This window comes from Candidatus Frankia alpina (genome assembly GCF_902806485.1).
Classification (GTDB): domain Bacteria; phylum Actinomycetota; class Actinomycetes; order Frankiales; family Frankiaceae; genus Frankia; species Frankia alpina.
Window position 1 is genome coordinate 1 of the sequence record NZ_CADCWT010000156.1, and the last position, 11,971, is coordinate 11,971.

Below are 11,971 nucleotides of genomic sequence, written 5' to 3' on the forward strand. Positions count from 1 at the left end.
CTCGACATTCTTGCGCCATTCATCGTACGTATTCTTTGTGGTTTTCTTGACGCATTGATTGGCGTATTCATGGCGTGTTCGCTTCGCCATTTATAACGCGCATTGGTGTGCATTCATCGCGGAGTATTGTTGTTTGCATTGTTCGGGGGCGCCGTGAGTGCATTGTTGAATTGCCCGCGCAGCTGTCGAGCGGTATCGGATGTTCTGACTTCCGACTATCCGATACCGACTGTGGATCATCCGACTTCGGCTGTTCCGGGTAGCGAGGTGGGCCCGGCCGGGTTCACCTTGAGGTGCGGAGCGGGTGGCCCGTTGCCGTCGTCCTGGTGCTCGTCCACCTCGCCGCGCACGGCGCGGTCCCCGATGGTGGCGAGGTGGACGAGCGCGGGGGCCCGGGATGGCGCCGTACGGGTCGTGGGCGGTCCGTGGTGGCGTCCGCTTGTGAGGGGGCCGGTGAGTGGGGTTGCGTCCGCCAGCGTGGCACACGAGCGGCTGCCGGCCCGGCGGACAGTCCGGTGAGTGTGGGCGAGCAGGACGAGCGGTTGTGGTCACTCTCCGTCGACATCGGCTCGGCCCGTACACCCCCCACACACTTCTACCTAATGATCATGGGGGCAAAGGGGGCAATGCCCGGTGACCTGCGAAAACGCGGGGGGCAAACGAGGGGGCAAAGGAGGGGCAAAGTCCGCCGGAGCAGGGGGCAAATGCCGGCCGGGCTTGCTCCGGCCGCTTCGGCACCGTTCGCCACCTCTCACGCCGGTCACTCTCCGTGGTTCAGGGTGGCCGTGGCGCCGGCGGTCCCTGCCACCTCGCCGTGGTCCTGGCCGTCGACGTGCCCGACGCCGGGCCGAAGGTCCGGTGGCGGTAGTCCGGACAGGCCGGCGAGGTGGCGGAGCTGGTGTCCATGGACATGTCCGCATCGGTGCCGGTGGTGGCGTGTCCCCCGGCGTAGCACAGGCGTTCCGGGGTGGATGTCCATGGACATGTCCACGTGGACATCGCCGGCCGGCGAGGGTGCGAGGCCGGCAACGCACTGAGGCTCCCAGCACCGTGGAGTGCTGGGAGCCTCAGTGGAAACGTAGGGCGAGGTTATGGCCGTCGTAGGTGTAGCTCCGCGCGCCGGCCGGATCGGGCCGCTTCGATTGGCACTACACGAAGCCCGTAGTCGTTCAGCGACTTCAGCATGATGGCCACCGCCTCCTCCGGGGCAACGGTTGGTTTCCCCATTCGGACAGCGGCCATGCAGATCGCATCATGTAAATCCGAGCGGGTGCCGGTCAACGTCTGCTCCCGAGCGTTGTGTCTCTCGTTACTCACGGTCCACCTTCCTAAAACTCCATGTCGAGCCTGCTGAATTCGGCGATCTCCAGACCTTCCGCGCCGTACTGGTGCACGAGCCCGTCCGCGAACGCCTGTCCGGCCGCGTTCATGTCGCCACGAAGGATGGCGTCGGCCGCCGCTTGCGGAAACACGAACGGTGCCAGTTCCTGGCCGCGGTTACCCTGTCCGCGCTTGTCGGTTTTTGATTTCACGGAAGCCTGCCAGCCAACGAGCCCACGCTTTCCACCGCGCGACGCGACGGCGTGGCGCTTTAGCGCGTTCACTACGGAACGATCCTTCGGGCCTGCTTTCGCACCTCGCTGCTGACGGGCTGAACCCGTAACCGCGTTGCGCCAACGGCGCGCCTGAGCGACAGCAGACGACATCTTGATTTCACCGTCGCGCGAGAGGTTCAGCCGTTCGGCAATCTCCCTGTTGGAGAGTCCCTCATCAATGAGCGAGCGGAATCCTTCCTGCCAGGAATGCGAATCAATGTAACGGTCCATTTCGTCACGAGCACTGGTCATTCGCCGGTCACCGCCTGTCGGAGTGCGGCGTGCACGCCGCCCATGCCTGAGTCCAGCGCGGCCACGACGTCCGGTGCCAGGAGCCCGGACCCGTTCCGCTTCCACTTGCCAAGCTGCTTGCTGGTCGAGAGTTCGATCCCGGCAGGGACGTCGTCTGTCGAGTCGGCCGCGAAGTAGACCGCGTCCACGCGGACCGCGAACGGGGTTCGCCCGGTCTGCTCGCGCAGCTTGTCCAGCGCACGGGCCTGGTTGGCTGCCGCGCGTGACACGGTGTGCGCGCGCCAGTCGGGTCGGTAGACCTCTGTGGGGTTCTTCGTGCTGGCCATCCAGCCACCGAGGAACGTCGTGTAGAGGGCCTTGACCGCGTCGAGCGCGGCGCGGCCGGTGTCGTCCTGGCCGCCGGCCCCGGTGGGCAGGAGCCACGTCCGCGCGTCCCGGGTGGCCTTGTACCAGCGGTCCAACCAGGAGTAGGCGTCCGTGAGCGGCCAGATCAGCGTCTCTTCGACGCGCCGGACGAGCCCGCGCTCTTGGAGGTACCAGGCCACCGGTCCGGCGTACTGACCATTCGGCGCGAACAGCATCGGGAGTAGGTCCGGCACCGTGGGGTCGACGTCCAGTCGGTAGATAGCCGGCACGTTCTTGCGGATCTTGATCCGGCCAGCGTCGCTCAGGTGCTCCGGCCGGCCGGTCCCGAGTGGTTGGCTCGCTGCGGCCAGGTACGCACCGTTGACGTCGAACGACGTGAAGCACCCGAGAGTGCGCTCATCCAGGGTGAGTGGCCGGTGCCATTCCTGGCGCGGCATCTTCCATGGGCAAGGAACATCGGAGATCCGTTCCTCCGGCGGCAAGCGTCGGGGTGCGCGGCCCTGCTTCTGGCGGAACAGGCGGTAGCCGGTGCGGCCGGGACCCTCCGCCCACACAAGCCCAGTGCCGCCTGAACCCGGCCGGCCGTCCACGGGGAATGCCGCTTCGATGCGGTCCGCGACGTCGCGGACGAACTTGTCGGAGGGCACGTCCCAATCACGCTTGATCAGCGTGGCTTGCAACGCAGACAGGGACTTGTCGGTGTGCTCAGGCCCAGGCCAAGGGTCCGCTGTCGTCTTCTTGTGGGAGCGGCGGGATGCGGTCGGAGCTGGTGCGGCCGGAGCTGGAATGAGCGCCTGCTGAGCCACCATCGAAGTCGGTGCCTCGCACGACGGGTGCGCCTGGACGTAGGCGCCCGTGGCGTCCATGTAGGTGCCGTCTCCTGGGACGTGAGGCCACATCGACTCGCCGCATGCCAGGCACGGTCCGGTGCTCACCTCGCCGTTCGCGGCCATCGCGGCTTGTTTCGGAGTGAGCCCGGGTGCAGCCTGTTCCGGCACGGCAGGCGGGTATCTCATCTCGCCCTGCTCCGCCGGAGTGGGCCCGGCCGGAGCAGGTTCCGGCGCCGGAGTGCCGCTGCTGCCGGAACCGTCGTCGCCCTGGCCGTCGTCGCCTTGGCCGTCATCTTCCGGGATGTCGAGCAGACGGCCCAAATCGAACTTGAGTACGTGCGGACGGGTCCCGTCTTCCCATAGCGCGCTCTTTTCCGATGCCACGCTTTTGACCCACGCCTCATCCGCGAGAAGCCGCAACAGGTCTCTCGCGGCCGGCATTGACCACTCGTCACGGTCCCGGACCCGTCGCCGGATTGCGTCCGCGACGTCGTCCCACTCAGACGAGCGGATCACGAGCATCGCCCGACGCCATGGCGTGCGCCCGGACCCGCTCCATACTCGGACCGCACCGAGCGGGTCACCTCGCCCCGCCGGGAACCACTGGGTGCCTTCCTGCTCTCCCATGACTGCGCCCTGTCGCCACCCGACAACCCCCGGGCCGTATCCCGGAATCGATGGGGGCACGGCAGCATCGTCCGGGCCGCGAGTGGGAGACGCGAGGTACCACGTGCCATCCCGGAGCATTTCTCGGAACCGGCGGACGAACAGAACCACGGGATTTCTCGCGGTCTGTCCAGCTCCAGTCATTCCACACCGCCGTGCCTGAGCGTCGGCAATTCCATGAATGACATCAGCTCCCCACGGCGCGAACGCCTCACCCGGGCCGATTCCCGCGCGCTCCCATCCATCCGCGAGAATGCGCACTCCAGCAACGGCGAGCATGGCGTTATGTCGCGCACGGTTGTGACCGTTGCGCTCCCACTCGGCCATTTCCTCTCGTGCCCACGCGATCGCACGGGGTGCCACAGTCAGATCCGCCAGGCCGTCCCGAATCATCCGCGCGTGCGCACGTGAGATGGCCCGGATCGACTGCTGCACCTCGGTCAGTACCGCGGTGTCCACCTCACCATCGGCCCACAGCGCGAGGTACCTCGCGATCTCCGATCCGTGCTGCTCTTCCTCCGGGTAATCCTCCGCTGTCACAAGCAAGCCACACCGCGGGTACCGGTCAGTTCGGATACCGACCCCATCCCGCGTGGCTTTCGTACCGCCTTTCTGCGTGGCCATGCTCTGCGCGAGACCGGAGAGCATTATCCATTGCGCTCGGATATCCCCTGGCGTCAGCTTGCCCGCGAACGCATCGTCGACCACGGCCACCCCACCCGCGAGGTGGTAAAGCAGGCGGTCTATGCCGATCTTTGACGAAGCGCCGTGGCGCACGTTCACGGTGGCGCGGTCTGCGTCGCCGTCGACCGGCACCCATAGCCGAGACTGTGCACCCGTGACAATCCCAGCCATGGCACTTTTCCGGAGACCGGTGTTACCGGCGACAGCCACGGCGAGGTGGGGGACTCCCGGGAGTCCAGCCCATGGCGAATAGGCCAGTTGAGCAAGCATCGCCAGCGGAACGGATGGGTCCGAAGTTACTTCGAGGAACCGGAGCAGGACAGAGAAATCAGCCTCGTATGTCTCGTCCGTTGACGGCTCGTCCAGCCCCAACACCCGGATTCCCTCTTCCCTGGACACCTGTGGCGGCAGTTCGCACATTGCGGTGTCATCGGTCCCATTCGCAGTGAGTGCCGGAGCACCCTGGCGGAGAAAAACCGGCAGACGATCCGGACGGAACAGCAGCCCCGAAACCCCGTATGAGGCAGACACCCCACTCTCATAGCGGATGGTCATTCCGGCTGCCCGTATGGCATCGGAGATGATGTCCGTTCCGCGCTTCGGGACGACACCCCCAATGCCGGTTTCCTGTGGCCAGGATGGCTCGCGAGAGCGCATATCCCGGTCGGTCACGGTGGCGTGCCTGATCTCAGATCCGGGCGGAGTGTAAGCGACGTCGAACATCGTCTCGATGATCGGTCCTGGATTGAGATCCGGCGCAACGTCCCGGAGTTCCGTGACTCGTGAGACGTCCAGCCGTCCGGGCGCGATGGCGTATTCGTCACCATCTCTGTTGACCGCAGCAAGATGCGTTTCGTGCTGGCGGTACTCGCGACCAATCAGGCGGTGCACCGCGACGCCAGGTGCGTCCAGGGAGACGTCCGCCAACACTGGGCGTGCGTGACCCTCACCGTTGGCCGGCGGTGTGGCCGGGGTCGATGCGCCGCCCATCGCCGCGAGGAGACGGGGATCTTCCACCGGGGCCGTCATCGGGCATCCGGGACGGGCCCACCGTGTCGAGTAACGGGGTGGTCCGTGTGTGTGGTGGGAGTACCCACCTCGTGACGTTCGGGGCCTCCCACGGCGACCGTGGGGCCACCCACGGGCACGGCTCGGAAGTTGCCGCCGGCACTTGCAGGTGAGTTCCCATGTGTGCCGTGTGGATCTGGGCGCACGACCGTAAAGTAGGTGTGCACGTAGGCACTCCTGTTCCTGCCAGAGGGTTCGGGGGGTGTTCGGCCCGGGTGTTGTCAGCACCCGGGCTGCTTGCGTTTACAGGGTCATCGCGTCGTTGCCAGCTCGTCCGGTCTCATGCCGCCTGCTCTCCGTTCTCTGCTTGCCGGTGGGTCCGGGCACCTCGCGGACGGCCTGTCTTGACCGGCGTGTAGTCCGAGACGTCGACACCGGCGATCCGGGCCAACGCGGTACGGATCACCACGGCGGACGATGCCCCGTCCGGGATGTCGAGCACGTGTGCGGCGAGCGTCAGCAGGTCATCGGGGATGCGCACCCCGTGGTTCCGTGTGCGCGCCATGGCATCTCACCCCCTTCCGCTATGCGGCTAGCCACTTATTTAACGATCAGACTAGCACCGACGTTCCGGGCGCGCCGGACATCCTGCGCTGTGTGTCGCACTTCGGGGACACACCCTCTGTCCACCTCCGAGATGCGACATCAGACTGTGGATGTTCACAACACAGGGGGTGGCTCGCGCCATGCGGATACTGATCTTTGCTAGTCAGAAGGGTGGCGTCGGCAAGACGACGTTGGCCCTCAACATCACCCACCTGCTTGCCGAGACGCTCGCCGCGCGCGTGCTGCTACTGGACACCGATTCCAACGGGGACTCCGCCAGGTGGGCAGACCGCGCGCGCGGCCGGCGTCCAGCTCCGTTTCGACTACACCGCCGAAACCGACCCTCGGCTTCTGGGACACGTCCGCGAGGTAGCCGAGTACGACGTGATCGTCGTGGACACGCCGGGCGCTCGGGAGTCCGCCGCACTGCTTGCCGTGGTGCGTCACGCGGACGCGGTCATCCTTCCGAGTCCACCCGCGGCGCTGGACCTTGCGGGACTCGCGAGAACGGTCCGGGATGTGGTTCGGCCGTCCGGAGTGCCGTTCCGGGTTCTCCTCACGAGGGTGGACCCCCGGTCGATCCCCCGGGCGGAGCAGGCCCGGACGGATTTGGTGGAACAGGGGTACGGCGTGTTCAGCACGATCATCCGGAGCTACGCGGCGCACGAAGATGCCGCACTGGCCGGAGTGCCCATCGGGGCCTATCGCGGCCGGTACGCCAGTGAGGCCGATCTCGACTACCGCCGGGTGACGGCGGAGATCATCCGCGACTACGTAACGGGAGACATCAGATGACACCGCCCGGACGCCGGAAGTTCCGGGACATGCTCGCTTCGGAGTCGGACGCGATACCGGCTGTCGAGCCGTCCGCCGCGCCGGAGTCCGTACCGCCTACCGGAGAGGCTGCGCCGGAGCAGACTCCGGCGCGGCCGGCACCCACCCGCGCGCGACGGACTCCCGTTCGCTCGCAACCAAAATCCGGACATCCAACACCGAAAGTCGAACCCCGAAACTCCGACTCTCCGACTTCTGAGGTATCGTCAACTCCAGAAGCACCGACCCTGCCGGACTTGCTGAGGAGGCGACGAGTGACCGTACAGACGGAGATCTCGCGGGAGCGGGTGTCCTACTACCTGAGCAGGCCGATCATCGACGCTGTCGAGCGGCTCACCCTCGAACTGTCCCTGGAACTGGGCAAGCGCGTGACCAAGGCCGACGTCGTCGACGGACTGCTGACGCTCGGACTCGACCAGCGCACGAAGTTGGTCCGCGAGATCAGGAAGTCAAAGGGCCTGTAACAGACGGGCCGCGGCCGGGATCGCACCCCAGACACGGCCCTTGACCGAACCCCTCCGTAGAAGGGAATCCGACCCATGTCGACCGTAGACCCCCCGGCGACCCCCGCCGCGTGCGACTACTGCACCGACGCGCCCGTCGTCGCGCACCCCGACATCGCCATCTGCCAGACCCACCTCCCGGACGAGCCCGACTACGGCCCCGGTGGCTCCGGCTACCGCGCGGCACGGCGCGCCGCACGCAAGGCGAACGGGGGTGCGAAGTGAAGTTCCACGTTCAGGCGCAGAGGTGCACGGACATCTACACCGTCAACGGCGTGGCCACTCCGGTCACCTTCACTCGCGGTGTGGCCGTGCCGGTGCCTCCTCGTGAGGTAGACGTGCTCGCTCGCATGGAAGTCGCGCTCCAAACCGTTCGCGACATGGCGTCGGCGGAGCGGGAGGTGGCCAACGACATCGAAGAACTCGACCACGCCTGCCACTCCGTGGGGCTGGCCGCGTTCGTTCTCGACAACGAGATCGAGGTCTTCACTAACGCACTCGGCAGCGCCAGGGAGAAGCACAAGGCGAACGGAGGTGCCCGGTGAAGTTCCGTATCGAGACGCAGAAGTACGCCACCACCCACACCGTCAACGGCGAGTCCGCGCTGGTTACCCGCACCCGCCGCGTGGCCGTGCCGGTGCTTCCCCGGGACATCGATGTCATCGCCGTGCGCGGTGTCGTCGGCCTGGTGCTCGCGCTCACACTGGTGTCCATCACGTGGTCGACGGTGTCCATCGCGCACCTTCTGAACGGCACGTGGACGGCCTACCTCGCCGGTGCGGTGTTCGACCTCGCGTGGCTCGCCACGCTCGGCATGTCGTTCATCGTCCGGTTCCGGCCCGACCGGCGCGCGACGGTGGACAAGATCGGATGGGCGTTGCTCGCGGTCACCGTGACCGCCATCGCCCTTGAGGGACTCCAGGCAGGCGGAGTTGCGATGGCGTGCATCGGCGCGTCCGTCAGTATCGCGGCGAAGGTCCTGTGGTGGACCCTGAATCGTGCGACGGCCCCGGACCTGTCGCCGGACGACGCACAGTGGGTGGCTCGGCAGATTTCCCGCGCGTCCGCTCAGATGGCCGTGGCCGCGGTTCGCCGGCAGGTGGCCCGGGTGGAAGACCAGGCAACGGCGCAGATGCTCGCGATGGAGGCATCGCGACGTCCCCCCCTCGGGACGGATATCATCGGCCTGCCCGTGAGCGAGGTGGCCGCAGTGGCGGATTCCTCCGCACCTCCTGTGGGACGTCAGGTCGACGTCCTGACCGAAGTCCCGCAGGTCACGGCCTTGTCCTCCCCCGGGCTGGAGGACACCCCGGACGTCCCGGGGGACAACGGGACCCCGCGGGGGTTCAAGGCCCGTCGTGTCCGTGAGCTTGTCGCGAGCGGAGTGACCGACGTCCCCACGATCCGCGAGCGTCTCGCGGACTCCGGGGTGACGGTCGACCCCTCGCACGTCCGCCGGATCATCCGGGAGTCCCGGGCCGCGGCGAACGAGCCGAACCCGTACCTGTAGCCCGAGCTGCCTCTGTCAGCAGTGGAGCTGGTGACGGACGCCATCGGTCACCAGCTCCCGGAACACCCCCACCGTTGCACCCGGAAGGGAACTGTCCCGTGACCATTCTCGCCGTTCTCGTTCTGCTCCTGGCCGGCATCCACCTCGCGCAACGAGCCGCGCACCTCGCTCAGGCCGTTCTCGCCACACTCCGCCGGTCGGTCGTGGCCCTGAGCGTCGCCCTGGCCCTCATCTGCGGCCGGTTGGTGCTTGTACACCCGGAAATGGTCACGGGCGCCTTGGTGGTGCTCCTGGCGGCTCTCGCCGGTGTCGCCGGACTCGTCCACCTCGCCCGCACCCGCGGACCCCGCGTCGCCTGACTCACCCACCCACGGCCCGATCCCCGTTTCGCAGAGAGAGGCAGCACCATGCAGGAAGCCGTGATCACCATCGCCGGGAACCTCGCCAACGAGCCGGAGTTTCGGTTCACCCCGAACGGCGCGGCCGTCGCGTCGTTCGTCGTCGCCTGCACTGAGCGTCGCCGTGACCCGAACACCGGTGAGTGGTCGGACGGGGCGACGTCCTACCACCGGTGCACCGCGTGGCGGCAGACCGCAGAGAACGCGACGGAGTCGCTGAGCAAGGGCGACCGCGTGCTCGTGGTGGGCACGCTCCGCCAGTCGTCCTGGCAGGACAAGCAAAGCGGCGAGACCCGCTACGGATGGGACGTCCAGGTGGACGAAGTCGCCGTGTCGATCAAGTTCCACGTGGCCCGTTCGCAGCGGCCAGAGCGTTCCGCCGCGACGGACGACACGGGCACCACCACCCCGGGCCGCGGGACCGCGGTTCCGGCGCATCAGTCCTGATCATCCTGGTTATCCACAGGCCGGACGAAACCTCTTTGCTCGGCGGGATCGGGCGCGTGACTCTCAGCAAAGACTTCACGCGCCCGACCCCTTGACCACGGGAGTGCACCCCATGGCCCGACATAATCTTTCCACACGAACCCCCGCCCGGATCGTCGGGTGGTGCTGGATCTCCGGCTCGCCGCTCGACGGAGTCCCCCGCACCGACGCTACCTGGCTTCACTCGGCAACTACCGTCGTCCACCCCTCCGGCCGCGCGTACCGGTGGCAGCACCGGCCCCGGTGGCAGCGTGCCGCACACCGCACCGGCGGCACCCTCGCCGTCCTGGGCGAGGCGTACGGGCAGATCGCAGACCCGACCCTGGCCAACGCCCTGGCCGCCACCGTGGCCGCCACCGTGGCCGCCACCGTGGCCGCCACCGTGGCCGTAGGTGGGCTGGTCTACGCAGGCAACCGGGCGCACCGCCGGTGGATGCTCAGGCAGCACCGGCGTCGGCTCGTCCAGCCGCTCATGAGGTCGCTGTCGGGGCCGTTGCAGCTTCCGATCGGCGCGTCGGCGGACAAGTGGCTGGTCGTGCCCGGCAACCCAGCGAAGCAGGGAGCGATCACCCGGGTGAACCTGCCCGATCACTGGGCGGGTGAGGAGTACCAGCAGCTCGCCATCGCCCGCCTCGTCGACCGGTGGATCAAGGTCCCGATGGAGGTGTCCCGCATCCACCTCACCAGCGCGCCGCGGTTCATGGAGTTCACCCCCACCCCCCAGCCTCCCGGCGCGGCGACCTGGAGGCCGTCCGACAACCCGTACGTCATGCACGTCGGCGACGGCCCCGGGAAGACGCCGATCTACGCCCGGACCGAGACCGACGTCCCCCACCTCGCTGTGGTCGGCGGTTCCGGAAGCGGAAAAACCACCACACTAACCGTCCCACTCGTCCACAACCGCACACACGGAGCGCTCGTCGACATCATCGACCTGAAGCGGATGAGCTTCACCGAAATCGGCGACGATCATCCGAACGGGATCGCCGGAGACCCCACCCGGCCATCGCGGACCGTATCCGGGGTGCGGATCCACACGCGCATTGAAGACGCGATTCGTGCCCTCGCCGAGTTCGTCGCCTCCGCCACCGCCATCGCACTCATGCAACAGGAAGGGATATCAACGAAACATCTCCCCGCCAGGGTTCTGATCATCGACGAGTTCGGGTCGTTCGCCGGCGGCGCAAAACAATGGTGGGCCGGCCCCGGCGGGCAGAAAAAGCAGTCACCGGTTCCGTTCTGGCTGCACGTCACGTTGATGCAAGGCCGCGCACTGGAGCATCGCATCGTACTTGGTGCCCATCAGATGTCACTCACCCTGTTCGGCGGCTCCGACGCCCGCGACCTGTTCTCCGGCCGCATCCTCACCGGAACCTGCTCCGCACAGAAATGGATCACCACCTACGGGCACGTCAAGAAGCCCGCATGGGACGCCGACGTCAAGGGGCGTGGCACCTACGGTCCGCTCGGCGAGCGCCCAGAGCTAGTCCAAATCGCCTACATTCCACAGGAAGAGGCCAATACACGGCTCCGGGAGCTACCGGAGGCGCCCGCGTGGTTCGACGCAGGACACTGCGCACCATGGATCACCGAAGAGCACATCCTCGAAGTCGAAAGCTCCTACGGGGCCGGACACTGGGTACCCGGATGGGGCCACCTGTTCGACGACGATGCCGACACCGACAGTGACGCCGAACAGGCCGCCGACACTCCTACGATGCTCACGGAGAGTGATCAGATTGCGGGCGTAACGGACCATGTCACAGTCACACTCACCAAGCCAACAGGGCACACGTCCAGCACCGATGACCGCGGCATCCCGGGGAGCGTAACGGAGGCTGTAACGGTCGAGCCTTGGCCACCGATCACTCTAGGTGACTGGCGGCCCATCCCTGGCGAGACGCCGATTACGCTGCCCGAGGCATGCCGGACAGGAGTTATCCCGATGACGCCCGGTGCCGCGAGGAAGGCCAGAATGACAGACTCCGCCTTCCCGCCAGGTATCGGAAAAGGCAGGGGCCAGCGCTACTACCCAACCTGGCTTCAGGTCTGGTACGCGAACCGTCCATCAACGGTACGGAAAACGGGATAGCCGGCAATCGAAAATCAGCTAGCGGGCCAAAGCTTAACCGATTGCCGGGCCACCTCCTTGAATTCCATGGGTAGTATGGCGCAACGGCGAAGGGGCGGGTTACAGGAAGATGTTATGAGGCAAGATCGTCCGAGTTTAGAC

Annotated in this window: 11 protein-coding genes and 1 pseudogene; 9 read left to right on the forward strand and 3 right to left on the reverse strand. The window is 66.9% G+C overall.

Translation table 11 applies throughout. The features are described from left to right. Positions 1 to 1,328 precede the first annotated feature (1,328 nt). The 3 genes from G6R25_RS16090 to G6R25_RS16100 form a co-directional block, all read right to left on the reverse strand. Positions 1,329 to 1,847, reverse strand: coding sequence for a response regulator transcription factor (locus G6R25_RS16090; protein ID WP_163553647.1), 519 nt, complete (start codon positions 1,845 to 1,847; stop codon positions 1,329 to 1,331). After that, positions 1,844 to 5,422, reverse strand: a complete 3,579-nt coding sequence (locus G6R25_RS16095) for a hypothetical protein (protein WP_163553649.1) — start codon at positions 5,420 to 5,422, stop codon at positions 1,844 to 1,846. Before G6R25_RS16095 ends, G6R25_RS16090 begins: the two co-directional genes overlap by 4 nt. Before the next feature lie 319 nt (positions 5,423 to 5,741). Continuing rightward, on the reverse strand, positions 5,742 to 5,966 hold the full coding sequence (locus G6R25_RS16100) for a hypothetical protein (protein ID WP_136448044.1): 225 nt from the start codon (positions 5,964 to 5,966) through the stop codon (positions 5,742 to 5,744). 181 nt (positions 5,967 to 6,147) lie between these two features. Between G6R25_RS16100 and G6R25_RS30655 the strand changes: the two are divergent. The 9 genes and pseudogenes from G6R25_RS30655 to G6R25_RS16140 all read left to right on the forward strand — a co-directional run. Next, positions 6,148 to 6,228 (forward strand): annotated as a pseudogene (locus G6R25_RS30655) (ParA family protein); the annotation flags it as partial. Between the two features lie 163 nt (positions 6,229 to 6,391). Continuing rightward, a complete protein-coding gene (locus G6R25_RS27500) occupies positions 6,392 to 6,802 on the forward strand; it encodes a ParA family protein (RefSeq protein WP_235826069.1) in 411 nt (136 codons plus the stop codon). A 293-nt stretch (positions 6,803 to 7,095) separates the two neighbouring features. Then, complete coding sequence (locus G6R25_RS16110) at positions 7,096 to 7,305, forward strand: hypothetical protein (protein ID WP_136448045.1); 210 nt, start codon at positions 7,096 to 7,098, stop codon at positions 7,303 to 7,305. 75 nt (positions 7,306 to 7,380) lie between these two features. Beyond that, positions 7,381 to 7,569, forward strand: a complete 189-nt coding sequence (locus tag G6R25_RS16115; RefSeq protein WP_136448046.1) for a hypothetical protein — start codon at positions 7,381 to 7,383, stop codon at positions 7,567 to 7,569. Further along, positions 7,566 to 7,889: a hypothetical protein gene (locus G6R25_RS16120; RefSeq protein WP_136448047.1), complete on the forward strand. Its 324-nt coding sequence runs from the start codon at positions 7,566 to 7,568 to the stop codon at positions 7,887 to 7,889. The genes G6R25_RS16115 and G6R25_RS16120 overlap by 4 nt, the downstream gene beginning before the upstream one ends. Beyond that, a complete protein-coding gene (locus tag G6R25_RS16125) occupies positions 7,886 to 8,854 on the forward strand; it encodes a hypothetical protein (protein ID WP_163553651.1) in 969 nt (322 codons plus the stop codon). Before G6R25_RS16120 ends, G6R25_RS16125 begins: the two co-directional genes overlap by 4 nt. 98 nt (positions 8,855 to 8,952) lie before the next feature. Next, positions 8,953 to 9,213 (forward strand): hypothetical protein, encoded by a 261-nt coding sequence (locus G6R25_RS16130; protein WP_136448049.1) that lies wholly within the window; start codon positions 8,953 to 8,955, stop codon positions 9,211 to 9,213. A 48-nt stretch (positions 9,214 to 9,261) separates the two neighbouring features. Then, positions 9,262 to 9,699: a single-stranded DNA-binding protein gene (gene ssb / locus G6R25_RS16135; protein WP_136448050.1), complete on the forward strand. Its 438-nt coding sequence runs from the start codon at positions 9,262 to 9,264 to the stop codon at positions 9,697 to 9,699. A gap of 385 nt (positions 9,700 to 10,084) precedes the next feature. Continuing rightward, entirely contained in the window at positions 10,085 to 11,830 is a 1,746-nt protein-coding gene (locus tag G6R25_RS16140) for a type IV secretory system conjugative DNA transfer family protein (RefSeq protein ID WP_235948705.1), read from the forward strand. Positions 11,831 to 11,971 lie beyond the last annotated feature (141 nt).